This is a genomic window from Frankia sp. CpI1-P, from assembly GCF_001421075.1.
Classification (GTDB): Bacteria; Actinomycetota; Actinomycetes; order Frankiales; family Frankiaceae; genus Frankia; species Frankia torreyi.
On record NZ_LJJX01000016.1, the window covers coordinates 1 to 23,879 of the forward strand.

At 71.8% G+C, this 23,879-nt stretch carries 20 protein-coding genes and 21 pseudogenes; 16 read left to right on the plus strand and 25 right to left on the minus strand.

What is annotated here, in order from left to right:
• From FF86_RS47245 to FF86_RS47255, 3 genes and pseudogenes are all read right to left on the minus strand, one after another.
• Positions 1 to 601, minus strand: a 601-nt coding sequence (locus tag FF86_RS47245) for a carboxyl transferase domain-containing protein (protein WP_304438138.1), incomplete at both ends; no start/stop codon positions are given.
• A 1-nt stretch (position 602) separates the two neighbouring features.
• Positions 603 to 796, minus strand: a pseudogene (locus FF86_RS47250) (carboxyl transferase domain-containing protein); the annotation flags it as partial.
• A gap of 1 nt (position 797) precedes the next feature.
• Positions 798 to 1,266 (minus strand): annotated as a pseudogene (locus FF86_RS47255) (carboxyl transferase domain-containing protein); the annotation flags it as partial.
• 135 nt (positions 1,267 to 1,401) lie between these two features.
• Here FF86_RS47255 and FF86_RS12815 point away from each other — a divergent pair.
• The 5 genes and pseudogenes from FF86_RS12815 to FF86_RS66030 form a co-directional block, all read left to right on the plus strand.
• Entirely contained in the window at positions 1,402 to 2,178 is a 777-nt protein-coding gene (locus FF86_RS12815; protein ID WP_095212134.1) for a TetR/AcrR family transcriptional regulator, read from the plus strand.
• Between the two features lie 55 nt (positions 2,179 to 2,233).
• The coding region (locus tag FF86_RS35705; RefSeq protein WP_206778933.1) for a hypothetical protein at positions 2,234 to 2,422 on the plus strand (189 nt) is incomplete at its 3' end.
• Positions 2,423 to 2,719: 297 nt separating this feature from the next.
• Positions 2,720 to 2,794 (plus strand): hypothetical protein (locus tag FF86_RS66020; RefSeq protein ID WP_396229862.1); only part of this gene is annotated, 75 nt, incomplete at its 3' end.
• A 1-nt stretch (position 2,795) separates the two neighbouring features.
• A pseudogene (locus tag FF86_RS66025) lies at positions 2,796 to 3,255 on the plus strand (YncE family protein); the annotation flags it as partial.
• A 1-nt stretch (position 3,256) separates the two neighbouring features.
• Positions 3,257 to 3,760, plus strand: a pseudogene (locus FF86_RS66030) (YncE family protein); the annotation flags it as partial.
• A gap of 56 nt (positions 3,761 to 3,816) precedes the next feature.
• Here the strand turns inward: FF86_RS66030 and FF86_RS12830 are convergent.
• The 7 genes and pseudogenes from FF86_RS12830 to FF86_RS62275 all read right to left on the minus strand — a co-directional run.
• Positions 3,817 to 4,458 carry a CoA transferase subunit B gene (locus FF86_RS12830; RefSeq protein WP_044884921.1) on the minus strand — a complete coding sequence of 214 codons (642 nt, stop codon included), beginning with the start codon at positions 4,456 to 4,458 and terminating at the stop codon, positions 3,817 to 3,819.
• On the minus strand, positions 4,455 to 4,748 hold a 294-nt coding region (locus tag FF86_RS47260; RefSeq protein WP_304438139.1), incomplete at its 5' end, for a CoA transferase subunit A. The genes FF86_RS47260 and FF86_RS12830, both read right to left, overlap by 4 nt.
• Position 4,749: 1 nt before the next feature.
• A pseudogene (locus tag FF86_RS47265) lies at positions 4,750 to 5,201 on the minus strand (CoA transferase subunit A); the annotation flags it as partial.
• Between the two features lie 210 nt (positions 5,202 to 5,411).
• A pseudogene (locus tag FF86_RS47270) lies at positions 5,412 to 5,705 on the minus strand (LLM class F420-dependent oxidoreductase); the annotation flags it as partial.
• Between the two features lies 1 nt (position 5,706).
• Positions 5,707 to 6,137 (minus strand): annotated as a pseudogene (locus FF86_RS47275) (LLM class flavin-dependent oxidoreductase); the annotation flags it as partial.
• Position 6,138: 1 nt separating this feature from the next.
• Positions 6,139 to 6,276: pseudogene (locus FF86_RS47280) on the minus strand (LLM class flavin-dependent oxidoreductase); the annotation flags it as partial.
• Position 6,277: 1 nt separating this feature from the next.
• A pseudogene (locus FF86_RS62275) lies at positions 6,278 to 6,380 on the minus strand (LLM class F420-dependent oxidoreductase); the annotation flags it as partial.
• 228 nt (positions 6,381 to 6,608) lie between these two features.
• Here FF86_RS62275 and FF86_RS12845 point away from each other — a divergent pair.
• Both FF86_RS12845 and FF86_RS12850 read left to right on the plus strand, forming a co-directional pair.
• Positions 6,609 to 7,718, plus strand: a complete 1,110-nt coding sequence (locus FF86_RS12845) for an acyl-CoA dehydrogenase family protein (protein WP_242418670.1) — start codon at positions 6,609 to 6,611, stop codon at positions 7,716 to 7,718.
• A 48-nt stretch (positions 7,719 to 7,766) separates the two neighbouring features.
• Complete coding sequence (locus FF86_RS12850; RefSeq protein ID WP_083507439.1) at positions 7,767 to 9,092, plus strand: acyl-CoA dehydrogenase family protein; 1,326 nt, start codon at positions 7,767 to 7,769, stop codon at positions 9,090 to 9,092.
• Between the two features lie 87 nt (positions 9,093 to 9,179).
• On the opposite strand, the gene FF86_RS47290 is transcribed toward FF86_RS12850, so the two are convergent.
• The 3 genes and pseudogenes from FF86_RS47290 to FF86_RS47300 form a co-directional block, all read right to left on the minus strand.
• A partial coding sequence (locus FF86_RS47290; RefSeq protein WP_255355775.1) for an acyl-CoA dehydrogenase family protein occupies positions 9,180 to 9,720 on the minus strand: 541 nt, incomplete at its 5' end.
• A gap of 1 nt (position 9,721) precedes the next feature.
• Positions 9,722 to 10,150, minus strand: a pseudogene (locus FF86_RS47295) (acyl-CoA dehydrogenase family protein); the annotation flags it as partial.
• A gap of 1 nt (position 10,151) precedes the next feature.
• Positions 10,152 to 10,325 (minus strand): annotated as a pseudogene (locus FF86_RS47300) (acyl-CoA dehydrogenase family protein); the annotation flags it as partial.
• A gap of 230 nt (positions 10,326 to 10,555) precedes the next feature.
• On the opposite strand from FF86_RS47300, the gene FF86_RS47305 reads away from it, so the two are divergent.
• From FF86_RS47305 to FF86_RS12865, 4 genes and pseudogenes are all read left to right on the plus strand, one after another.
• Positions 10,556 to 11,195: AMP-binding protein (locus FF86_RS47305; protein WP_242418701.1), on the plus strand; the 640-nt coding region annotated here is incomplete at its 3' end.
• 1 nt (position 11,196) lies between these two features.
• A pseudogene (locus tag FF86_RS47310) lies at positions 11,197 to 11,822 on the plus strand (AMP-binding protein); the annotation flags it as partial.
• A gap of 1 nt (position 11,823) precedes the next feature.
• Positions 11,824 to 12,097, plus strand: a pseudogene (locus tag FF86_RS47315) (cyclohexanecarboxylate-CoA ligase); the annotation flags it as partial.
• Positions 12,098 to 12,119: 22 nt separating this feature from the next.
• Positions 12,120 to 12,770 carry a cysteine hydrolase family protein gene (locus FF86_RS12865; RefSeq protein ID WP_044884924.1) on the plus strand — a complete coding sequence of 217 codons (651 nt, stop codon included), beginning with the start codon at positions 12,120 to 12,122 and terminating at the stop codon, positions 12,768 to 12,770.
• A 515-nt stretch (positions 12,771 to 13,285) separates the two neighbouring features.
• Here FF86_RS12865 and FF86_RS66035 read toward each other — a convergent pair.
• From FF86_RS66035 to FF86_RS47325, 4 pseudogenes are all read right to left on the minus strand, one after another.
• Positions 13,286 to 13,405: pseudogene (locus tag FF86_RS66035) on the minus strand (threonine dehydratase); the annotation flags it as partial.
• A 34-nt stretch (positions 13,406 to 13,439) separates the two neighbouring features.
• Positions 13,440 to 13,538, minus strand: a pseudogene (locus FF86_RS66040) (threonine dehydratase); the annotation flags it as partial.
• Positions 13,539 to 13,548: 10 nt separating this feature from the next.
• Positions 13,549 to 13,752 (minus strand): annotated as a pseudogene (locus tag FF86_RS47320) (MerR family transcriptional regulator); the annotation flags it as partial.
• Between the two features lies 1 nt (position 13,753).
• Positions 13,754 to 13,920: pseudogene (locus FF86_RS47325) on the minus strand (MerR family transcriptional regulator); the annotation flags it as partial.
• A 120-nt stretch (positions 13,921 to 14,040) separates the two neighbouring features.
• Between FF86_RS47325 and FF86_RS12875 the strand changes: the two are divergent.
• The 5 genes and pseudogenes from FF86_RS12875 to FF86_RS66050 all read left to right on the plus strand — a co-directional run.
• A complete protein-coding gene (locus FF86_RS12875) occupies positions 14,041 to 15,114 on the plus strand; it encodes an alkene reductase (protein WP_044884927.1) in 1,074 nt (357 codons plus the stop codon).
• Positions 15,115 to 15,183: 69 nt separating this feature from the next.
• A partial coding sequence (locus FF86_RS66045; protein ID WP_396229856.1) for a putative quinol monooxygenase occupies positions 15,184 to 15,490 on the plus strand: 307 nt, incomplete at its 3' end.
• A gap of 236 nt (positions 15,491 to 15,726) precedes the next feature.
• A complete protein-coding gene (locus FF86_RS12885; RefSeq protein ID WP_044884929.1) occupies positions 15,727 to 16,335 on the plus strand; it encodes a helix-turn-helix domain-containing protein in 609 nt (202 codons plus the stop codon).
• Positions 16,308 to 16,744: IS630 family transposase (locus FF86_RS12890; RefSeq protein ID WP_396229863.1), on the plus strand; the 437-nt coding region annotated here is incomplete at its 3' end. The genes FF86_RS12885 and FF86_RS12890, both read left to right, overlap by 28 nt.
• Before the next feature lies 1 nt (position 16,745).
• Positions 16,746 to 16,859, plus strand: a pseudogene (locus tag FF86_RS66050) (IS630 family transposase); the annotation flags it as partial.
• An 11-nt stretch (positions 16,860 to 16,870) separates the two neighbouring features.
• Here FF86_RS66050 and FF86_RS12895 read toward each other — a convergent pair.
• From FF86_RS12895 to FF86_RS12920, 8 genes and pseudogenes are all read right to left on the minus strand, one after another.
• Positions 16,871 to 17,737, minus strand: a complete 867-nt coding sequence (locus FF86_RS12895) for an SDR family NAD(P)-dependent oxidoreductase (RefSeq protein WP_044884930.1) — start codon at positions 17,735 to 17,737, stop codon at positions 16,871 to 16,873.
• A 48-nt stretch (positions 17,738 to 17,785) separates the two neighbouring features.
• Positions 17,786 to 18,586, minus strand: coding sequence for an enoyl-CoA hydratase/isomerase family protein (locus FF86_RS12900; protein ID WP_044884931.1), 801 nt, complete (start codon positions 18,584 to 18,586; stop codon positions 17,786 to 17,788).
• Between the two features lie 95 nt (positions 18,587 to 18,681).
• A pseudogene (locus FF86_RS47330) lies at positions 18,682 to 19,086 on the minus strand (ABC transporter substrate-binding protein); the annotation flags it as partial.
• 1 nt (position 19,087) lies between these two features.
• Positions 19,088 to 19,824: pseudogene (locus FF86_RS47335) on the minus strand (ABC transporter substrate-binding protein); the annotation flags it as partial.
• Between the two features lie 91 nt (positions 19,825 to 19,915).
• The coding region (locus tag FF86_RS47340; protein ID WP_242418675.1) for an acyl-CoA dehydrogenase at positions 19,916 to 20,689 on the minus strand (774 nt) is incomplete at its 5' end.
• A gap of 1 nt (position 20,690) precedes the next feature.
• A pseudogene (locus FF86_RS47345) lies at positions 20,691 to 21,187 on the minus strand (acyl-CoA dehydrogenase family protein); the annotation flags it as partial.
• 20 nt (positions 21,188 to 21,207) lie between these two features.
• Positions 21,208 to 22,377 carry an acyl-CoA dehydrogenase family protein gene (locus tag FF86_RS12915; protein ID WP_044884934.1) on the minus strand — a complete coding sequence of 390 codons (1,170 nt, stop codon included), beginning with the start codon at positions 22,375 to 22,377 and terminating at the stop codon, positions 21,208 to 21,210.
• A gap of 184 nt (positions 22,378 to 22,561) precedes the next feature.
• On the minus strand, positions 22,562 to 23,791 hold the full coding sequence (locus FF86_RS12920) for an ABC transporter substrate-binding protein (RefSeq protein WP_242418676.1): 1,230 nt from the start codon (positions 23,789 to 23,791) through the stop codon (positions 22,562 to 22,564).
• Between the last annotated feature and the right edge of the window lie 88 nt (positions 23,792 to 23,879).

Here is a 23,879-nt window from a genome sequence, read left to right on the forward strand (position 1 = left end):
CATCTTCGCCCCGTGCTTCGCAATACCACCCGCCTCGTACTCCCGCCCCACCATGAACCCCGAGATGTTCTGCAGGAACACCAACGGAATCCCCCGCTGATCACACAACTCGATGAAATGCGCCCCCTTGAGCGCCGACTCGCCGAACAACACCCCGTTGTTCGCCACGATCCCCACCGGATGACCATGCAACCGCGCCGTCCCGGTCACCAACGTCGACCCGTACTCCCGCTTGAACTCCGCGAACCGACTCCCGTCCACCACCCGCGCGATCACCTCCCGCACGTCATACGGCGTCCGCGAATCCGTCGGCACCGCCGCGTACAGGCCGGCCGGGTCGACCGCGGGCTCCTCCACCGCCGCGACCGGCCAGGGCCGCGCCGCCCGCGGGGCCAGGCTCGCGACGATCCGGCGCACGGTCTGCAGGGCGTCGGCGTCGTCGTCGGCCAGGTGGTCGACGACCCCGGAGGTCTTCGCGTGCAGCAACCCACCGCCGAGGTCCTCGGCCGCGACGACCTCCCCGGTGGCGGCCTTGACCAGCGGCGGGCCACCCAGGAAGATCGTCCCCTGGTTGCGGACGATGACCGTCTCGTCGCTCATCNCCGGGACGTAGGCGCCGCCCGCCGTCGACGAGCCGAGCACCGCCGCGATCTGGGCGATGCCGGCCTTGGACATCGTGGCCTGGTTGTAGAAGATCCGGCCGAAATGCTCCCGGTCCGGAAACACATCGTCCTGCATCGGCAGGAACGCCCCACCGGAGTCGACGAGGTAGACGCAGGGCAGCCGATTATGCAGCNCCACCTCCTGCGCCCGCAGGTGCTTCTTCACCGTCAGCGGGTAGTACGTCCCGCCCTTCACGGTGGCGTCGTTCGCGACGACGACGCATTCCCGCCCCGCGATCCGGCCGATGCCCGTGACGATGCCCGCACCCGGCGCGTCGCCGTCGTACATCCCGTCGGCGGCCAGCGGGGACAGTTCCAGGAAGGGGCTGCCCGGGTCGAGCAGCACCTCGATGCGCTCGCGCGCCAGCAGCTTGCCGCGCTCGACGTGCCGGCGCCGCACGGGCTCCGGGCCGCCCAGGGCCGCCGCGGCGAGCCGCTCGCGCAGCTCGGCGACGAGCGCGGCGTGGGTCTCGGCGTACCCGCGCGCCGCGGGCGAGGCGGCGTCGACGGCGCTGCGCAGCGGCGGCCCGGTCAGGTCCTCCGCCGCCGCGGCCCGTGCGCGTGCGGCGGCGGGGCCGTCGCCGACGTTAACAGTCGCTAACATGGGTCCAGATGTTAGCGCGCGCTAACACTCCCGTCGACCGTCCGGCCTGCCGGGACGTCCGCCACCGCCCGCGCACTTCCGGCCACCGGCCGGTGGGCCGCGCTTGGTAGCCTCTGCCCGGAGGAGGACCACATCGTGCCGTCGCGTGCCACCCGGGTGACGCCCCCGGCGGGTCTGGCCCCCACCTTCTCCGACGCCGCCTCGGACGCCGCCTCGGACGCCGCCTCGGACGCCGCCGCAGCGCCCGCCCACACGGCGGTGAAGGATCCCGCGCCCGCGCCGGCCGCGGCCGAGCCCGACCCCACCGGCGCGGCCCCCCCTGGCGCAGCCCCGGTCGCGGCTTCGCCGGTCAGGCGGCCTCGCACCGGGCGCCGGGACGACCTGCTGCAGGCGGCGGCCCGGCTGTTCGCCGAGCGGGGGTTTCGCGGGGTCGGCATCGAGCAGATCGGCGCCGCGGTCGGCATCCGCGGGCCCGGCATCTACCGGCACTTCGCCAGCAAGGACGCGATGCTCACGGAGCTGCTCGTGGGCATCAGCCAGCATCTGCTCCAGGGTGCCCAGACCGTGCTGAGCGCGGACCCGAGCGCGTCCGACGCCCTCGACCGCCTCGTCCGCCGGCACGTCGAGTTCGCCGTCGGCAACCCCGACCTGATCGTCATCCACGACCGTGACCTGCACAGCCTGCCGGCGCCGGACGAGCACGAGGTCCGGCGACTGCAACGCGCCTACGTCGAGCTGTGGGTCGGCGTGCTGCGCCGGCTGCGCCCCGAGCTGACCGCGCCCGCCGCCCGCGTCCGCGCCCACGCGATCTTCGGTCTGATCAACTCGACCCCGCACAGCTCCGGCGCCCTCGATCCCGCGGTCCGGGCGACCACACTGCAGGCGATGGCGATCGCCGCAGCTACGGCCTAGTGTGCGCGTCGCCGTCGTCCGCGCCCAAGCCCGCGAGCAGGCGACGAGCACGCGGATGAAGAACACACGGTGCGAGCAGAAATCCGGTGGGCGGGGCGGCGACACCCTCTACGTCCACGGCTCGGCGGGCGCGCGGGTGCTGGCCGAGGACCTGGCCGACCCGAGCGCGCCGGTCGCGACCGATCCCCGTCCCAGCGCGGGAAACCGACATCTCCACCGGACTCACCCTCCCGGGCGGTCCGGCNTCCCGGGGCCTCGCTAGTCTGTCGGCGTGTCGGCGCGGGCTTCCTCACATCATCGCAGGCGAGGGCGACCTCCCGGTGTACGGCGTCTGTTGCCGCTGGGCGGGGCGGTGATCATCGTCGTGGTCCTGCTCGCGGTCTATCTCGTCGCGAACCTGGGCAATGGGGGCGCNGGAGCCACGGCACCGACCTCCCCGGCGACGCACGCCGCCCACCTCCCGTCCGTCCCGTCGACCTCCGCGACGGTCACCCCGGGTGGCGGCGCGGCCGTGGACGTCTACAGTCACGCCCGAGCCGGGATGCTGAGCGACGTCGTTCGCACCGATCCGCCGCTCGTCTACGTGCCGAACCTGCACGACGGCACGGTCAGCGTCNTCGACCAGCGCACGCTCAAGGTGGTGGACTCCTACGCCACCGGCCGCGAGCCGCAGCACGTGGTTCCGTCCTGGGACTTGCGGACACTCTGGGTGAACAACAACGCTGGTAACAGTCTGTCACCGATCGATCCGCGGACGGGCCGGCTCGCGGGCCCGGCGGTGCCCGTCGCCGACCCCTACAATCTGTACTTCACCCCCGACGGGCGCAGTGCGATGGTCATCGCGGAGGCGCTGCACCGCATCGACTTCCGTGATCCGCACACCTTCGCCCTGCGCAACGGCCTGGATGTGGGCACCGCGTGCGAGGGGGTCAACCACGTCGACTTCGCCCCCGACGGCACCTACGCGATCGCCACGTGCGAGTTCGCCGGCCGGCTCGTCAAGATCGACCTCGTCCACGAGCGGGTGCTCGGCTACCTGGATCTCGGGCGTACCGCCGCCCCGCAGGACATCAAGATNGAACCGGCCGGGAAGGTCTGGTACGTCGCCGACATGAACGCCGACGGCGTCCACATCATCGACGGAGACAGCTTCACCCGGATCGGCTTCGTCCAGACCGGGCCGGAGACCCACGGCCTGTACCCCAGCCGCGACGGCCGCTTCCTGTACGTCGCCAACCGGGGCGGCCACATGAGCTCCGACATGGTCCCGTTCCCGCACTCCGGCACCCAGGGTTCGGTCTCGGTCATCTCCTTCGCCACCCGGTCCGTCGTGGCCAACTGGCCGATTCCCGGCGGCGGAACCCCGGACATGGGCAATGTCAGCGCCGATGGCACCCGCCTGTGGCTGTCGGGACGTCGCAGCAACGTCGTCTACGTGTTCGACACCGGCGCCGCGGCAGGGGCCGATCCCACCACGGGCCGACTGCTGACGAAGATCCCCGTCGGCCGGGAGCCGCACGGGCTGACCGTCTGGCCCCAGCCCGGGCGCTACTCCCTCGGCCACACCGGAATCATGCGCTGAGGTCGCCACCGAGGCCGCCGGCCCGGGCGGCAGACGGGTCAGTCGAGGCAGACGGGTCAGTCGAGGTGGACGGTGAGGTCGGGGCCGGTGGCGGCGCGGACCTCCTCGACGGTGACGCCCGGGGCGAGCTCGCGCAGCACGAGGCCGTGGCCGGGTTCGACGTCGAGGACCGCGAGGTCGGTGATGACCCGGTGCACGCAAGCCCGGCCCGTCAGCGGCAGGGAACACTCCCGCACCAGCTTGTGGGTCCCGTCGCGGGCGACGTGCTCCATCATCACGATGACCCGCCGCGCGCCGTGCACGAGGTCCATCGCGCCGCCCATCCCCTTCACCATCCGGCCGGGGATCATCCAGTTCGCGAGGTCACCCTGCGCGGAGACCTGCATCGCGCCGAGCACCGCGACGTCGACATGGCCGCCACGGATCATCCCGAACGACGTCGCCGAGTCGAAATACGACGCCCCCGGCAGCACGGTCACCGTCTCCTTGCCCGCGTTGACCAGGTCCGCGTCGACCCGGTCCGGAGCCGGGTAGGGGCCGACTCCCAGGATGCCGTTCTCGCTGTGCAACACCACCGTCACGTCGGCCGGCAGGTGACCCGGCACCAGGGTCGGCAGCCCGATCCCGAGATTGACGTACTGGCCGTCGACCAGCTCCCGCGCCACCCGCGCGGCGAGCCCGTCCCGTGTCAACGTCATGCCGTCACCGTCCTGCGTTCGATCCGCTTCTCCGGATCCGGCGCGTGCACCACCCGCTGGACCAGGATCCCCGGGGTGTGCACCTGGTCCGGGTCGAGCTCGCCGGGTTCCACCAGCTCCTCGACCTCGGCGATGGTCACCCGGCCCGCCGCCGCGCACAGCGGGTTGAAGTTCGCCGCACTCGCCCGGTAGACCAGGTTGCCGTGCCGGTCGCCGCGCCAGGCGTGCACCAACCCGAAGTCGCAGACGATTCCCCGTTCCAGGACGTACTCGGTGCCGTCGAACACCCGNGTCTCCTTGGGCGGGGACGCGAGCGCCACGCGACCGGAGGCGTCGTGGCGCAACGGGACGCCGCCCTCGGCGACCTGCGTGCCCACCCCGGCCGGGGTGTAGAACGCCGGGATGCCCGCCCCGCCCGCCCGCAGCCGCTCGGCGAGCGTGCCCTGCGGCACCAGTTCGACCTCCAGCTCGCCGGCCAGGAACTGGCGCTCGAACTCCTTGTTCTCCCCCACGTACGACCCTGTCGTGCGCCGGATCCGGCCCGCCCGCAGCAGCAGGCCGAGCCCCCAGTCGTCGACCCCGCAGTTGTTGCTCACGGTCTTCAGCCCGCCGACCCCGGCCGCCAGCAGGGCGTCGATCAGGACACTCGGGATGCCGCACAGCCCGAACCCCCCGACCGCCAGCGACGCCCCGTCCGGGATGTCGGCCACCGCCAGGGCCGCACTCGCGACCACCTTGTCCACCCGCGCACCCGCCTCCCACAGCAGTGGGCGGCACCACACCGGAGCCACCCGCACGTTAGCGTCCGCTAACCCAGACGAAGTTAGCCACAACTAACATCCCCGTCCAGCCCCCACCGCCCGATCAGGCTCAGGCGACGGCGACCGGGCCGCGCCGCGCCGCTCCCGTACTCCGGCCGGCGCGCCGTGACCCGCCGCCACGCAGGACCGTCGCTAGCCCTTCAGGCCGGCGAGGATGCGGGAGATGACCTCGGGGGTGATGGGGGCGGGCGAGTAGAAACTCACCCGGTCGGCGATGTCGCCGACGCGGGCCCGGATCTGCTTCGGGATGTCCTCCGGGGTGCCCCGCGCCGTGAAGACCTCCAGCACCTCCTCGGTGACGAGCGAGCCGAGGTCCTGCCACCGGCCGTCGCGGGTCAGCTCGTAGAGGTCGCGCTGCAGGCCGCCCCAGCCGTGCAGCTCCAGGACCGCGCTGTAGGCGGGGGTGGAGGCGTAGAAGGCGAAGTGNTGGCGCAGCTTCTTCTCCGACTCGGCCAGCTCCTCCTCGGTGTCCCCGGTGGCGATGAGGGTCGGGAAGGTCAGCTCGACGTCCGAGCGCTTGCGCCCGGCCCGCGCCAGGCCCCGCTCCAGCGCCGGCAGGGTCACCTCGCGCACGAACCGCTCGGAGGACAGGCCGTGCAGCAGGATCCCGTCGGAGACCTCGCCAGCGACCTCGGTCATGCGCGGCCCGAGGGCGGCGAGCTGGATACGCGGCGTCCCGTACGGGTTGGGCCCGGGGTTGAAGAACGGCGTCATCAGGGTGTGCTGGTAGAACTCGCCCTGGAAGTCGAGGCGCTCGCCGTCGTTCCAGCACCGCCAGATCGCCTGGATGGCGAGAACGATCTCCCGCATGCGCTTGGCCGGCTCGGACCACACGGCACTGAAGCGCTTCTCGATGTGNGGCTTGACCTGCGATCCGAGCCCGAGGACGAACCGACCCCCGCTGATGGTGTGCAGGTCGTTGGCGACCATCGCCAGGTGCATGGGGCTGCGCGGGAAGGCCACGGCGACGCCGGTGCGGATCATGACGCGTTCGGTCNCCTGCGCCGCCAGGACCACGGGCAGGAACGGGTCGTGCGCGGTCTCCGGGACGTACAGCGCGTCGTAGCCCAGGGACTCGAGTTCGCGTGATCGGCTGGCGATGTCGTCAAGATCGGNCCACAGACCAACGTCGACCTTCACGTCCACTCCTTAAGTTGGATCAGATAGATGATTTGAGTAAGCTACCTTAATAGTCGCTATCGCGNCAGCCGCACGAGCGGTCGGCTGCGTCACTGACCGGGCAGCACGTGCTGGACGAACGGCGTTTGCTGGTCGAGGGCATGCCACCGGCGCCCCAGGATCGAGAGGAGACCGCCCGTGCTTCCGGGTGTGACAGCGGATCAGAGACTGTTCGCCGAGACGGCCGAGCGCTTCATCAGGTCGACCTGCCCCGTCTCGACGGTGCGCCGGGTGGCGCAGCGGGAGGAGGAGCTCGACGGCGGCTACTTCACCGAGATCGGCGAGCTGGGCTGGCTGGCGCTGTTCGTGCCCGAGGAGCACGGCGGCGGCAGCCCATCCGGTCGGCCGGTCCTCGACGCCGGCCTCATCGCCGAGCAGCGGGGCCGCTACCTGCAGCCCGGAGGGGTCGTCGGGTCGAACGTGGCGGCGCTGGCGCTCACGCTCGGCGGCACCGGCGAGCAGCGCGCCCTGCTTGACGACCTCGCCGGCGGCAAGGCCCTCGCGGCCTGGGCGCTCGGCGACCCGGTGGGTGGCTGGGAGGCGTCGGCCGGCGTCAAGGTCCGCCGCGGCGACACCGGCTTCGTCCTGTCCGGCACCAAGGGCCTCGTCCAGGACGCCCACCTGGCCGACTGGTTCCTCGTCAGCGCCGCGGTGGACGGCCGCCCGGCGCTGTTCTGGCTGCCCGCCGACGCCCCCGGGCTCACCGTCGAGCCGCTGGCCGGGCTCGACCTGACCCACCGGTACGCCGAGCTGGTCCTGCGCGACGTCGCCGCGCCCGCCTCCGCGGTGGTCGGGCAGATCGGCGGCGACGACGATCTCGGCGAGCGGCTGCTGCAGGTCGCCACGGTGCTGACGGTCGCCGAGATGGTGGGCGCGATCGGCGAGCTGTTCGCGATGACGCTGGAGCATGCCCGCAACCGCGCGGCGTTCGGCCGGGTGATCGGCTCGTTCCAGGCGGTGAAACACCAGCTCGCCGACCTCAGCCTCGCGGTGGAGTGCAGCCGTGCCATCGCCGGCGGAGCGCTCACGGCCGTGCAGGAGCAGGCGCCCGACGCCGCGGAGCTGGCCAGCGCGGCCAAGGCGTTCGTCGGTGACGCCGCGATCGACGTCTCCCAGGGCTGCCTGCAACTGCATGGCGGCATCGGCTACACGTGGGAGCACGACCTGCACCTCTACCTGCGCCGGCTGGCGACCGACCGGGTCGTGTTCGGCGACCCCGCCTGGCACCGCGAGCGCATCTGCCGGCTGCACGGCCTGTGAGAGCGGGCGACGACCGATGAGCACACCCCGGCGAGCGGAGGAAGGGCGATGAGCGGACAGACAGCGGATGGGCAGGCAGCCGGCGGGCGGCTGGCGGGCAAGGCGACAACGGGCGAGGGGACAGCGGGCGAGGGGACGGCGCCCGCCCTCGAGGACTACCGGCGCGAGGTGCGGGCCTGGCTCGCGGCGAACCTGGATCGCCGGGACGACGACGCCCCGGCCCGCCTGCGCGGCGGCGACGCCGCCAACCTCTCCCCCGAGCGGGTCGCCCAGCAACGGGACCTGCAGCGCCGCGTCTACGAGGGCGGCTATGCCGGCATCACCTGGCCCGCGCAGTTCGGCGGGCAGGGCCTCACCCCCGCCCACGAGGAGATCTTCGCGCAGGAGAGCCGCGGCTACGTCGTGGCGGACCTGGGCATCGCCGGCCTCACGACCACCCGGGTCTGCGGGCCGACGATCCTCGCCCACGGCACGGACGAGTTCCGCCGCACCCACATCCCGCGGATGCTCTCCGGCGAGGAGATCTGGGTGCAGCTGTTCTCCGAGCCGGGCGCGGGTTCCGACCTCGCCGGCGTGTCGACCCGGGCGACCCGCACCGACACCGGCGACTGGGTGCTCAACGGGTCGAAGGTGTGGACCAGCGGCGCCTACTACGCCGACTACGGCCTGTGCCTGGCCCGGACCGACCCGACCGTCCCGAAGCACCGGGGGCTGACCTGGTTCGGCGTGCCGCTGACCAGCGACGGCGTGACGATCCGGCCGATCCGGGAGATCAACGGCAGCTCGGAGTTCTGCGAGGAGTTCTTCGACGACGTGGTCGTCTCCGACGCCAACCGGATCGGTGCCGTCGGGGACGGCTGGACGGTCGCCCGCACGATGATGGTCTTCGAGCGGCTCGGCGGCGACCCCGACGAGACGCCCCGCCACTCCGGTGCCCGCGAGCTCGCCCCCGACCTCGTCGCCCTGGCCCGCCGGGTGGGCCGTCAGGGCGACCCGGTGACCCGCCAGCTCATCGCCCGCGCCCACGTCATCGACCTCGTCAAGGAGCAGCTCGACGCCTACGTCGCCGCCCTGACCGAGTCGGGGGCGGCCAACCCGAACCTGGGCTCGTACAGCAAGCTCGCCGCCGGCACGCTCAACCCGGTCCGGGCGTCGATCGGCCTGGAGATCGCCGCCGCCGCCGGCGTCGTCTGGCATCCGCAGGACACCGAGGCGTCGACGACGGCGCTGAACTACCTCAACGGCCGGATCCTGGCCATCGCCGGCGGCACCAACGAGATGCAGCGCAACGGGATCAGCGAGCGGGTCCTCGGGCTGCCCCGGGAACCCGCCCACGACCTCGACCGCCCCTTCAACGAGCTGCGCCACAACTGACCAACGCCCGTCTCACCACCGCCGTCTGGCCACCGTCTCACCACCGCCGTCTGACCACTTGGCCGTCTGGCTCAGGTCATCGGCCGCTCAGCCCAGCTGCAGCGAGCGGCCGATGATCTCCTTCATGATCTCGTTGGAGCCACCGAGGATGCGGCTGATCCGGCTGTCGCGGTACATCCGGGCGATCGGGTACTCGTTCATCCAGCCGTAGCCGCCGTGCAGCTGCACCCCGGCATCCACCGCGGCGTCCTCCAGCTCGGTGGCGCACAGCTTCGCCGCCGCCGCCTCGACCCCGGTCAGCTCGCCGGCGACCAGGGCGGCCAGGCAGGCGTCGACGAAGGACCGGGCCATCAGCGCGCGGGCCTGCAGGTCGGCGAGGACGAAGCGGGTGTTCTGGAAGCTGCCGATCGGCTTGCCGAACGCCTTGCGCTCGCGCACGTAGGCGGTCGTGAGCTCCAGCGCGCGAAAGACGTTCTGCACCGAGGAGATCGCGATCGACAGGCGTTCCTTCGCCAGGTTGCGCATGAGGTAGTGCAGGCCCTCGTTCTCCTCGCCGAGCAGGTTGGCGACCGGGACGCGGGCGTCGGTGAAGAACAGTTCGGCGGTGTCCTGCGAGCGGGCGCCGACCNTGTCCAGGCGGCGGCCACGCTCGAAGCCGGGAGTGTCGCGCTCGACGACGATGAGGCTGATCCCCTGGTCGCCGTCCGCGCGGGTCGTCTTCGCGCACAGCACCACCAGGTCGGCGAGGATGCCGTTGCTGATGAACGTCTTGGACCCGTTGATGACGTAGTGGTCGCCGTCGCGCACCGCCGTGGTGCGCATGCCCCGCAGGTCGCTGCCGGCAACGGGCTCGGTCATCGCGATCGCCGTGATCAACTCGCCGCGGACGTAGCCGGGCAGCCAGCGCGCCTTCTGTTCGTCGGTCGTCAGCTCCAGCAGGTACGGACCGATCAGGTCGTTGTGCAGTTGGATGGCGAAGCCGCCGATGCCGGCGGTGGCGAACTCCTCGGCGACGACGGCGCCGTAGCGGGGGTCGTCGATGCCCGCGCCGCCGTACTNCTCGGGCACGGCCGGGCCGAGCAGGCCCACCTCGCCGGCCCGCAGCCAGGCGGCCCGGTCGACGATGCCCTCGGCCTCCCACCGGTCGTTGTGCGGCAGGCACTCCTTCTCGACGAAGGTGCGGGCCAGCCGGCGGTACTCCTCGTGGTCGGGGGTGAAGACGGAACGCTGCATCTCGTGACCTCCGCGGGGATCGTCTGGCAGCATCACAGGGCAGACGGTAAAGAGAATCTAATCATCTGAAGGATATAGCTTGTGCAGGTAATGGCGGCTACAGTGCTGCCATGACCGGTCTCCTGCGCCGCGCGCCGGCGAACGACCACTGGTACGCCGCCGGGCTGCACACCACCCAGACCCTGGTCGACGCGTTACGAGACGGCGCCGCGCGGCACCCCCAGTCGATGATGATCTTCGACTCGGAGACGCATCCGGCGTCGGCCCCGCTGATCGAGATCCACCGCCGCGGCGCCCGCCTCGCCGGCGCGTTCGCCCGACTCGGGCTGCGACGCGGCGACGTGATCGCCTGCCAGGTCCCCAACTGGCTGGAGGGCGCGATCGTCTACCACGCGGCGATCTCGCTGGGGCTGGTCATGGTGCCCGTCGTGCACATCTACGGGCCGGTCGAGGTCGGCTACATCCTGCGGCAGTCGGGCGCGCGGGCGCTGGTCATGCCCGACCGCTGGCGCTCCATCGACTACCTCGAACGGTTCTCCGCGGTCGGCGACTGCCCCGACCTGGAACACGTGATCACCATCGGCGAGCGGATGGCGCCGGGCGGGGTCACCCTGGCGGCACTGGAGGCGCTCGACGCCGACCCGCCGGCACCGCCCGCGCTGCACGCCGACGACGTCTGCATGGTCATCTACACCTCGGGCACCACCAGCGCCCCCAAGGGCGTGCAGCACACCCACAACACCCTGCTCGCCGAGATGCGGGCGCTGGCCGACGCCGACGCCGGCGCCCCGGACGCGGTGCACCTCTCGCCGTTCCCCGCCGGGCACATGGGCGGGGTCCTGCTGCTCGGCCGGGCGTTCCTGTCGGGCCNCACGAGCATCCTCGTCGACTCGTGGAACACCGAACGCGTCGCGCGGGTGATCCGCGAGCGCGGGGTGAGCTGGCTCGGGGCCACCCCGTTCTTCCTCAGTAGCCTGCTCGCCGACGTCCGCGACACCGGCGTGCCGATGCCGTCGCTCGACGAGATCCACCTCGGCGGCGCGGGCGTGCCGCCGGAACTCGTCCTGGCCGCCGAGGCGGCCGGCTGGCGGGCGTTTCGCTCCTACGGCTCCACCGAGCATCCGACGGTGACGGTGTCCGCCGTGTCGGACCCGGTCGAGGTGCGCGCCTACACCGACGGCGTCGCCTTCGGCGCCAACCGCCTCCGGATCGTCGACGACGACGGCCGGGACCTGCCGCCCGGCACCCCCGGCGAGGTCGTGACCCTCGGCCCGGAGCTGTTCGTCGGCTACACCGACGCCGCGCTCAACGCCGAGGCGTTCCTCGACGGCGGCTGGTTTCGCACCGGCGACATCGGCACCCTCGACGACGGCGGCCACCTCACCATCGTCGACCGGAAGAAGGACATCATCATCCGCGGCGGGGAGAACATCTCCTCCACCGAGGTCGAGGGCGTCCTGCTGCGCCATCCGGCGATCGTCGAGGCGGCGGTGACGGNGATGCCCGACCCGCTCTACGGCGAGCGGGTCTGCGCGTTCGTCATCGTCGAACCCGGCCGCGAGCTCTCCCTCGGCGACCTCGTCGAGCACTTCGTCGCCGTCGGCGTGGCCAAGCACAAGACCCCCGAACGCCTCGAGATCGTCACCGAGCTGCCCCGCACCGCGGCCGGCAAGGTCCGCAAGGCGGACCTGCGCGCCCGCCTGCGCGCCCCCGCCCCCGTTCCCGCCGACGCCGGTCAGGGCGGCCGGGACTCCCAGCGCGCCGGCCGCTGAGCGACGCGAACGGATCTGCGCGATGGTCCACGGACTCGACCGCGGTGAGCGCGCCGCGCTGGTCGTCAGCGAGTGCCTGCGCGGCACCCTCGACCCCGAACTGGCGATCTTCGCCGGGCTCGCCGAACAGTCCGCCGACCGCGGCATACTCCCGCGCATCGCCGCGCTCGCCGCGGACTTCCGCGCGTTCGGGCTGCCGGTGGTGCACATCCACGTGGCGCACCGGCCGGACTTCGGCGCGTTCAGCGACACCAACCCCGTCTCGGCGAAGGTGCGCCGCGAACAGCGGGTGCTCGCCGGCACCCCGCAGGCCGAGCCGATGCCCCAGGTCGCGCCCCTGCCCGGCGACTACGTCAGCATGCGCCGCTCGGGCCTGGCGATGTGGTATGGCACCGACCTCGACTCCACCCTGCGCAACCTGCGCGTCGACACGGTCGTCCTGACCGGCGTGTCGACGAACATGGCGCTGCTCGGCGGCGCCCTCGGCGCGACCGACCGCGGCTACCGCAGTGTCCTCGTCGAGGACGCCGCGGCCGGGGCGAGCGCCGAGTCGCACACCTGGATCGTCGCCAACCTGCTGCGCCTGCTGTCGACGGTCGCCCGCGCCGACGAGGTCCGCGCCGACCTCGCCCGCCGCCGGGGCGCCGCACCGGCCACGCCCTCGCGCCCTTGACTCAACACCCGCCCTGAGGATGGCTCCCGACCGAGGTGACGAACGGGTATGACCCCAACTGGTAGACGCGACCGGCCCGCCGCGGCCGGTCAGGGTGGGCCAGGGGATCGTGACGGTGCCAGCGCCGTCGTTGTTGCCAGCGCCGTTGCCTTCAGGGTCGGGGTTGTCGCCGCCGGGGCGGGTATCGATGTCGGTGAGGCGTTCACGTATATGACGGCCGAGCCGGGCGAGTTCCGCGGGGTCGAACGTGGCAGCAGAAGTAAGCAGGAACTGTTCGGCTGATCGTGCCGGCGATCAGGGCGGCGGTACTCGTCGCGCCTTCCCGCAGCGCGCTGCCTCGGCCATGCATCTCCCGCACCAGACCGAGACGGACCGCGGCGAGACGGACCAGCAACGCCGAGCAGTCCAGAGCCGCGCCGTCGAGCTCGGGATCGGCCAACCCCCAATGTCGAACTTATGTTCGCCCGGGTGACCGATATAGGGAAAGGGCCCACCGACGCGTGCACGAGCAATTGTCAAGACCTGTAGATGGGAGCCGCACCGACCCAGCGGTGATAGGCGTCCACGTCGACGTTGCTGCCGCACATGATGGTGACCACGCGTCAGCCGGTGAAGCGGTCACGGTCTTCGAGGATNGCCGCGATGCCGAGCGCGGCCGACGGTTCCGGNGAGGCCAGCGTGGTCGAGGAGTATCCGCATACCGGCGATGATCGACGCCTTCTGGACCAGGACAGCGTCGTCAGCGACCAGAGAAGCCGAAGCTAGGACCGGGACGCCGTCATGCGGCGGTCTGGCGGGCGTCGCGGTGGGCTTGGGCCGCGACCATCAGGACGTCGAGCGCGTCGCGGGTGCGCAGCAGGTCCTCGATGTGGGTGGAGAGCCGGTCGCGCTCCTTGGCCATGCGCTCCATCGCGGCGTCGGAATTCTCGTCGCTGGGCGAGTCGAGGCACGGCAGCAGTTCGGTGACGGTGCGGCTGGACAGNCCGGCCGTATACAGGCGCTGGATGAAGGCGACCCGCTCGACATCGTCCTGCGTGTAGTGCCGCTGCCCGCCGGCGCTGCGGGTGCTGGTGAGCAGTCCCTGCTCCTCGTAGTAGCGCAGCGAACGGACACTGACTCCGGCCAGCGCCGCGAGTTCGCCGATCCGCATCTCACCCTCCCGGCTGTGATCCCGCCCCTACGACTTGCCTCTCACATTGATGTCAGGTTTTAGCGTACCTGTCGGGCTCGCCGTTCCGAGGCCTTTGACCAGGTATGAAGGAGTTCCGGCATGATCACGCTGTTCGACCGCTACCGCCTCGGCGGTCTGGAGCTACCCAACCGTGTCGTGATGGCCCCGATGACCCGGGTCCGGGCCGCGGCGGGGAGCCTCGCGACCCCGTCCATGGCGGTCTACTACGCCCAGCGGGCCACCGCCGGGTTGATCGTCAGCGAGGGGGTGCAGCCCAGCCTGGTCGGGCAGTCCAACCCGGGCACCCCGGGCCTGTACACCGACGAGCAGGTGGCCGCCTGGCGGCCCGTCACCGACGCCGTGCACGCCAACGGCGGGCGCATCTTCGCTCAGATCATGCACGGCGGCCGGGTCTCGCACCCCGACACCACCGGTCTCCAGCCGGTCGGGCCGTCCGCTGTCGCCGCCGTGGGCGACGTGTTCACCCCGACCGGGCCGCAGGCCGCGCCGGTCCCCCGCGTCCTGGACGCCTCCGAGGTGCCCGAGCAGGCCCGCTCGTACGCCGAGGCCGCCCGGCGCGCCATCGACGCCGGATTCGACGGCGTCGAACTGCACGGCGCGAACGGCTACCTGATCTCGCAGTTCCTGTCGTCCAACGCCAACCTGCGCACCGACTCGTATGGCGGCCCGATCGCCCACCGCATCCGTTTCGCCGTCGAGGCGGTCGCCGCCACGGTGGACGCCGTGGGCGCGGCCCGCACCGCGATCAGGCTCTCGCCCGGCGGCACCTTCTGGGGCGTCGAGGAGACCGAGGTGCCGGAGCTGTACGCGGCTCTGCTCGCCGAACTCGTCCGCTTCGACCTCGCCTACGTGCACCTGGAGGCGACTGCCGAGGAGAAGGTGCTGGTCGGGCTGCGCCGCGCGTGGCCGGGCAGCCTGATCATGAATCCGGTGTTGCCGATGGGCCCGAAGCAGGTCGACCGGACCGCCGCCGACCACTGGCTCGGCCTGGGCGCGGATCTGATCAGCTTTGGCCGTGCCTTCATCGCCAACCCCGACCTGGTGGAACGGCTGCGCACCGGCCTGCCGGTCGCACCCGCCGACATGGCCACGTACTACCAGGGCGGCGACGCGGGCTATCTCACCTACCCGGCGTACCAGTACACCGCCTGACCGGAGCAAGCGGACGCAGGGGCGGAACGGTCCGGCTCTGCATCGAGACACGAAGGACGAGAAGGAACAATGAATTCGCTCCAGGACAAGGCCGCCACCACCGCAAGCACGGAACTGTCTGACCAGACGGCCATCATCATTGCCGGCCGGGTCTTCGTCCCGGTCGGTGACGTCGAGACGTTCATCACCGAGGCACAGGCGACGTACCCGGTCGCCGCAGCGAACCCGGGAAACGTGCTGATCTCGTTCTGCGTGGAGGACGCGGCGACCGGAACCGTCACGGTGCTCGAGCAATGGACGTCCCAGGAGGCGCTCGATCGGCACCTGGCCACACCGGAGGTCATGGCGCTCTTCGCCAAGTGGAGCCCGCACATGCNCAATGAGGTGCGCAAGTTCGACGCGCTCAACGAGAGAGANCCCCGGGCCTGAGACCACCAGCATCCGGGCTGAACTACGTCGACGCCGCCGCAGACGTCCCAGCCCGAATATCTCGGTGCGCTGGGGACGGGGACGCCTTCTCGGCCTCGACACACCGGGCTAGTGCAACGTTCCTCAAGGCCGGGGTAGATCGGGTGGGTCGGGGTATCACCGTGTTTTGGTGAGGAGCACGTCATGCCGACTTTCCTGTCCGCGCGGCTCCCGGGTGATCCGGCCGAGGAGCAGAAGATCTGCCAGCTGGCTGGGGCCCGGCACGCTCCGGCCGACTGGATCCTGCGTGCCCGGATCATCATGGCCAGCTGGTCGGGCAACCACGTCCCCCAGATCGCCGCCGCGGTGGGCTGCCACCCCAAGACGGTGCGCCTGTGGCTGCACCGGTTCAACACCGACGGCCTGGACGGGCTGGCCGACCAGCCGATCCCCGGACGCCCACGGCGGATCACCGAGACCGAACGCTCCCAGATCATCGAGCTGGCCCGCACCACCCCGCCGGGCCGGCCCGTCCGCGACGGCGCCGGCGAGTTGAGCGCCGCCGACGAGACCGGCCCACCCCAATGGACCCTCGACACCCTCACCGAGACCGCCCGGGCCAGGGGCATCCAGATCCAGCGCAGCCAGGTCCGGCGCATCCTGCTGGACGAGAAGGTGCGCTGGCGACACACCCGCTCCTGGGTGGAAAGCCCCGACCCCGAGTTCGCCCCAAAAGGGCGGTGGTCGTCGGCCTCTACACCCAGCCGCCCGCGGGCACCACGGTCATCTGCGCCGACGAACTCGGTCCGGTGATCCCCCGCACCTTCCCGCCGGCACCGGGCTGGTCACCCGACGGCCACCGCATCAAGGCACCCCTGGAGTACTCCCGCGGCGAGCAGAAGACCTGGGTCTTCGGCGGCCTACGCATCCACGACGGCGCCGAGGTCACCTACTGCGCCCCGGCGCGCAACAGCGACGGCTGGATCGAGCTGCTGACCCAGCTGGCCCGAGCAAATCCCCGCGGCCCGATCCGGGTCGTCACCGACAACCTGACCACCCACACCAGCTGGAAAGTCCGCCAATGGCTGGCCCACCACCCGCGCATCCAGCAGGTGTACATCCCGAAGAAGGCCTGCTGGCTCAACCTGCAGGAAGGCTGGTGGCGACTCCTACGCCGGGCCGCGTTCGCCGGCCAGACCTTCGCCGACCCCGACGAGATCACNCACGCCGTCAACCTGGCCACCACCCAACTCAACACCCACGCCAAGCCCTGGATCTGGGGACGCCCCGCCCCACCGACCCGCACACTCCGCCGCCGCTTTGTGTACCTCCTTTGAGGAACGTTGCACTAGAAGTCGGAGCCGCCGTCGACGTTGAGCAGGGCACCGGTGATGTAGCCGGCGCGTGCGCTGCACAGGAAGACGATCGCGGCGGCGATCTCCTCGGGGCGGCCGGGGCGGCCGAGGTCGGGTACCAGGCCGCGGCCGGCGCCGCCCATGTCCCGGGAGATCGCGAGGAAGGCCTCCTCGGTGGTCGGTGCCTCCGTTGTGCTCGGCGCCCCCACCGAGGCGGCCAGGGCGTCGGGCGCGACCCACCGGCCCGGCCCGAACTGCTCGATCTTCTCCCGGACGCCCTCGGTCAGGATCGCCCCGGGGCAGACGGTGTTCACCCGGATGCCGTCGGACCCGAGGGCGCGGGCGAGGTTCTTCGACACGCTCGCCAGCGCCGCCTTCGCCGCCGTGTAGGCGACCATCGTCGGGTACTGCTTGCGGATCGACATGGCGGCCAGGTTGACGATCGCGCCGCCGCCGCGGGCCCGCATCAGCGGGATCGCCGCCCGGCAGGTCCGCACCCCGGCCATCAGCCCAATCTCCAGATGCGCCCGGAACAGCTCGTCGGAGGTCTCCGCCAGGGGCAGGTAGTCGTACTCGTCGCTGCCCAGGGTGTTGACCAGGATGTCGCAGCCGCCGAAGACGCCGCGCACCCGGTCGAACAGCTCCTCGGTGCCGGCCGCGGTCGCGAGATCAGCCGGCACCGCCAGCGCGCGCACGCCGAGCGCCTCGATCTGCCCGGCGACGCTCGCCAGCGCCTCGGCCCCGCGGGCGACGACGACCACGTCCGCGCCCTCGCGGGCGAACTCCACCGCCGTCCACCGGCCCATCCCCTTCGATGCGCCGGTGACGACCGCCACCTTCCCGCGTAAACCGAGATCCATCTCCTCGTTCCCCTCGATCAGGTTCGGTGGGCGATCGGGTGCGGCGGGCTACTCGCGCGGGGCGGCGGCCCGCTGCTGGAAGGCACGCACCTTGGCCAGGTGCTCCTGGGAGGTCAGCAGCAGGGTGTTGGCGACCCGGTCGAAGTCGCGGGCGGTCGTGCGATCGACGCTGGCGGCCGCGTCGATGGCGAGCTTGGCCAGGCCGAGGGCCTGCGGGGACAGCGCGACCAGCGAGCGGGCGAACTCCCGCACGCCCGCCGCGAACTGCTCGTCCGCGAACACGTCGTGGACGAGGCCGATCGTCAGCGCCCGCTCGGCGTCGACCGGGCGGGCGGCCATCGCCATCCACCGCGCCCAGTGCGGGCCGACGAGCCGGGTCAGCCGGCTGATGCCACCGGAGCCGGGCAGCACCCCCAGGTTGGGCACCTCCGGCAGGGCGAAGGTGGTCCGCGGCGCGGCGAAGCGGAAGTCGCACGACACGGCGAGTTCGAGGCCGAAGCCGCGGCAGGGTCCCTGCGCGGCGAGGATCACCGGCTTCTCGATCGCCTCGATCTCGTCCATGAGCAGGTGCAGCGCCCGGTAGGTGCGCCGCACCGACCGGCCGTTGACGCTGCCGTCGGGCTCGAAGCCCATCCCGGTGTCGATCGTGGTGATGTCCATGCCGGCGGTGAAGTGCCGCCCCTCGGCGGTGATCACCAGCACCCGGACGGCGTCGTCGTCGCCGAGGTCGGCGACGGCGCCGCGCAGCGCCGCCAGCATCGGGGCGCTAACGGCGTTGAGCTTGTCGTCGCGGGTGAAGGTGATCGTCAGGACGCCGTCGTCGAGCTCGCGCCGGAAGTGCTCGCTCATCCGACCGACGCCCCGCTTCNCCGCCCGGTCACCGGGTGCGCTCCGTCACTGGGTGCGCTCCCTCACTGAGGTGCTCCGTCACTAGATGCGCTCCGTCACTGGGTGGGCGCTGTGCCGAGCCGCTCGCTGCGGGAGCGGGCGGTGTAGCGGTGGCGCAGGATGCTGCCCGGTCCGCTGGTGAGGTCGGCGACCTGGGCGGTGGGGTCCGGTTCGCGCAGGACGATGAAGTGCGGCGTCAACCAGGCGCGCCGGGCGTGTGGGCCAAAGCTGAACACGCCGCCGGGGCCGCCGGTGGCCGCGGGGACCATCTTCACCTTCTCCAGGCCCTCCTTCACGCCGTCCGGCGACAGCGGCGTGGCCTTCGACAGGCCGCGGGCGATGACGACGCCGAAGTCGTAGCACAGCACGGAGAAGAAGTTCGCCGGTCGGTAGCCGAACCGCGCCTCGAACCGGTCGAGGAAGTCCTGGCCGACGACGTTGTCCTCGTCGTACTGGTCGACNCCGACCCAGCCGGCGATGCTCTTCAGTCCGCCGGGCAGGAACGGCGCCGCCATGAATCCCGAGCTCATCACCTTCACCGGATCCCAGCCGGTGCCGTCCAGGGCGGTGTTGAGGTGGGTCGCGGTCAGCCCCCAGCCGAGGTAGGCGATCGCGTCGGCGCCCGACGCCTGCAGCCGGGCCAGCGCCGGGCTCAGGTCGGTGTCGAGCATGTTGATCGGTTCCTCGATGGCGATCTTCACCCCGTCGAAGGCGCAGGCGTCGCGGAAGAACCGGGTGTACTCCTCCCCCGGCACGCACTTGTCGTAGACGACGGCGACGGACTCGACGCCGCGCACCCCGAGGTAGTTCGACAGCAGGTACGGCTCCTCCGGTAACGAGCCGTTGTTGATGCAGAAGCACCACTCGCCGTACCAGCGGTCGGTGCCGCTCATCGACAGGGTGGGGATGTGGCCGACCTCCTCGACGTAGCCCCGGATCGCCAGCACGTTGTCCGACGCCCACGGCCCGAAGATCACCAGGACCCCCTCGGCCTCGAGCTCCTTCCAGGCGTTGAGCACGTCGAAGCTCGTCCCGCGGGGCAGGCCGTCGACGGCCCGCAACACCAGCTCGACGGGGCGGTCGATCTCGCCGTCGGCATAGGACTCGTCGAACGCCAGCCGCAGCGCGTCGAGCATGACCTGCTGCGACGCCGGCGGCATCAGGAAGTCCTGTAGGACTCCCACCTTCATCGACGACATGGTGACCCCTCTCTCGATGGTTCTGCCTGCCTGGCCCCGAGCCGGTGGCGGCCGGGGACGATCACGGACGCGACGATCACAGGTGCGGCAGTCAAAGGTGCAGGGCGCGGGCGACGCGTTCCCGGTGCCACGTCGACCCGCCGTAGCTCAGCTCGAAGGTCTTGCCGCGCCGGGAGTGCAGCTGCAGGTCGTGTTCCATGGAGAAGCCGATGGCACCGTGCACCTGGTGGGCGTGGACGAACACCCGGCGGATCGCGTCGTTGGCGAACGACTTCGCCGCCGCGACCTCGAAATCCGCCGCGTCCGGTGTGCCGGGCTCTCCGGCGCCTTCGGCCTCCCCGGCAGCGGGCTCCCCAGCGGCGTCGGCCGTCCGGACGGCGTCGAGCTTCCAGGCGGCCTGGTAGCACAGGTAGCGGGCGGCCTCCACGTCGGTGAGCATGTCGACGCAGCGGTGCGCCACCGACTGGAACGCGCCGATCGGCTGGCCGAACTGGCGGCGGCTACGGGCATGCTCGACGCTGAGGTCCAGGGCGCGCTGCGCCCCGCCGATCGCGTAGGCCGTGCTCGCCACGGTCATCCGGTCCAGCGCCGTGTCCAGCGCGGGGCCGGCCGCCGCCGGCGTGCCGAGCAGGTCCGCGGCGCTCACCTCGACGTCGCGCAGGACGACCTCGAACACCGGCTCGCCGCCGCCGTCGTGCTGGCGGCGCAGGGTCACCCCGGGTGCGGCCGGGTCGACGAGCACGAGGCCGCGCCCGCCGCCCGGACCGGCGCCAGCAGCGGCATCCGCGCCTGGGGTGGGCGCATCCGCCTCTGGGGTGGGCGCGTCGGCGCCTGGAGCGGAGCCGGCGACCTCCACGACGACGACNAGGACGTCCGCGACGTGCGCATACGGAACGAGGATCTTCGTGGCGGTCAGCCGGTGGCCGGCGCCGTGCGGGGTCAGGGCGGCGTCCGGTGCGCCCCACTCGTCGCGGGCGCCCGGCTCCAGCACGGCCACGGTGGCGATGGCCGTGCCGGCGCCGATCGCCGGCAGCCAGCGGGCCCGCTGCGCCGCGCTGCCGGCGAGGTCGATGAGGCCGGCAGCGAACACGGCCGAGGTCAGCAGCGGGGTGGGCATCGCGGCCCAGCCGAGCTGCTCGGCGACCACCGCCAGGTCCAGCACTCCCTGCCCGGCGCCGCCGTGCTCCTCGGGCAGCAGCAGACCGGTCAGGCCAAGGCCGGCCAGCGTCTTCCAGTGGCCGTCGCCGTAGCCGCGCTCCGACTTCTCGATCTCGCGGACGACCTCCGGCGGGCACTCGCGCTCGACCAGGTCCCGTACCGTGTCCGCGAGCAGGCGCTGCTCGGCGGTCAACGTCAGATCCATACCGCCACCTCCTTCTGCGACTAGCGCGACCGCGGCAGACCGAGGGCGGTCTGGGCGACGATGTTCTTCTGGATCTCCAGGGTTCCGGCGCCGATCGTCGCCGGGATGTTGTGCACCCACTGCTGCTTGACCAGCCCGTGCAGCGGGGCGTGCTGTTCGGCGGGGGAACCGAGCCGCCCGCTCGCGCCGAGGATCTCCAGGCCCACGTGCCCGACGGCCTGCTCGAGCAGCGTGGCGTGGATGCGGGCGGTCGAGGCCTCGGCGGCCGGGTTGGCCCCGGCGGCGACCAGCGAGATCGCCCGGTAGGCGAGCAGCTTTGCCGCCTCGCAGCGCACCCGCAGGTCCGCGAGCTTCTGGCGGACGTCGGGTTCGGCGGCGCGGCCGGTCTCGCGGACGTGGTCGCACAGCCGCTCGACGACGCGCTGGGCGCGGGCGTAGCGGGGGATGCCGATGCGTTCGAGCGTCAGCCCCGAGCCGATCACCCCCCAGCCCTCGTCGAGCGGGCCGAGCAGGCAGTCGCGCGGCACTCGGACCTCGTCGTAGAAGACCTCGTTGATCTCGTGCCAGCCGCCCATGCTCTCGATGGGGCGCACCGTGATCCCCGGCGAGGTCATGTCGACGAGCAGGACCGACATCCCCCGGCGCCGGCCGGCGTCCGGATTCGTGCGCACGAGCAGCAGGTTCCAGTCCGCCGGCGAGTCGGCGTAGCTGGACCAGATCTTCTGCCCGGTGACGACGAAGTGGTCGCCATGGTCGACGGCGCGGGTGCGCAGCGCGGCGAGGTCGGAGCCGGCGTCCGGCTCGGAGAACCCCTGGGTCCAGATGACCTCCCCGCGGGCCATCGGCGGCAGGAAGCGGGCCTTCTGCTCCGCGGTGCCGAACTTCATGATCAGCGGGCCGATGTAGTTGAGGTTCATGTACTGCGGTCCGCGTGGCTCGCCGCTGGCGGTCATCAGCTCGCGCAGCAGCGTCTGCTTCCAGAGCCCGGCCTCCTGGCCGCCGTACTCCTGCGGCCAGCTCACCGTGAGCAGGCCCGCGCGGCCGAGGTCGCGGCAGAACTCCCGGGTGAAGGCCAGCGCCTCGCGGTCCTCGGCGAAGAAGCCCTGCCAGTCCGCGGGCAGCTTCTCGTCGAGCAGCTCGGCGAACCGCCGGCCGAACGCGCGATCGTCCTCGGTGAACGCGAAATCCATGTCCCTCGATCCCTCCAGTCCCTCGATCGCCCCGCCGTCCCCCGGCCGCCCCGCAGTCTGTTGCTGGACCCTCGGTTCCCCGGTCGCCCCGCGTTCCCTCGGCCACCTGCCGCGCCGGTCGGGGCTCATCGTCACACCCCGACCGGCCTCGGCGTCTTGCGCTCGACGCGGGTCAGCCGGCCCGCTACGGCAGGACGCTGGAGACGTCGAGCGGCTGCTCCGACGTCGGCTTGCCCTTCTCGTCGAGGGTCTGCACGAGCCCGCCGGTGGAGCAGACCGCGGGGGTGATGGAGACCTGCTTGCCGTCGCACTGGAACGTCGCGGTGCCACCGAGGGGCAGTTTGGTCTTCGGCATCGTCGCGAGCGCCTTCTCGACCCCGGCGGAGGTGACCGGCGCGGTCAGCCCGGCCATCGCCCGACTGAAGCCGAGCGTGACCACCCAGCCGCCGGCGGTGAGGCTCTTGGCGGTCGGGTCGGTGTCGGGCTGGTACTTCTTCATCGCCGCCAGGTACAGCTTGTACTCCGGGTCGGCGACGTTCGTCGTCTGACCGCTGACGACCTTCATCCCGTCGTAGCCGCCGGGGATGCCGGCGGCCGCCCCCGGACTGACGCACTGCGACTGCAGGACGATGCTGCCCGAGTAGCCCAGCGTCTTGAGCGCCTTGAGCACGCCGGTGCAGAACGTCGGGTCGCCGACGAGGTTCACCTGCTCCGGCTTGCCGGCGAGCACGGTCTGCACCTGCGGCGTCGCGTCCGCGGTGCCCGGCGGGATCGGCTGGATCGTCAGGCCGACGTTCGCCTTGGCGTAGAAGATCTTGTCCAGCGAGTTCACCGGGCCGGTCGCGCCCGGTACGTCGAGCACGAAGATCGCAGCCTTCTTCGCCCCGGCGTCCTTCGCGACCTGGGCGGGCCCGGCCAGCGCCGCGGTCAGCGGGCTGACCAGGATGTAGGCGCCGGACTTGGCGCCCAGCGTGGACTCGTCACCGTTGATGTCGAGCACCAGCGGGACCTTGGCCGCGCTGAGCACCTTGAAGACCGGGGTGACGTTGCCGGAGTTGTTCATCAGCACGACCGGGACCTTGGCGGCGGTCATCTGGTTGGCGCAGTCGGTGGCGCCCGCGGGCGTCTGCTTGGTGTTGCAGACCGTCAGCGACAGCCGGTGGCCGGCGACCCCGCCCTGGTAGTCGTTGACGTAGGAGGTCGCGGCCTGCGCCGCGGCCACCTCGGTCGAGTTGTCCAGCGTCGTGCCCGAGCCGTCGGTGATGAAGCCGATTTTTAACTCGTCGCCGGTGGCGGGCTTCGACGGCCCCAACGACTGCGCGGCGGCCGAGTCGGTCGAGCCCGGGCTGGACCCGCCGCTCGAACCGCCGCTCGAGCCGCACGCTGCCGCGCTGACCATCAGTGCCGCCGACATCCCGAGCGCACAAACGCCCCGCTGTCGCCATCGAGTGCGCGGTCGCATCCGAACGTCCTCCCCACCTGTGCGTGCTGCGCGGATGGTC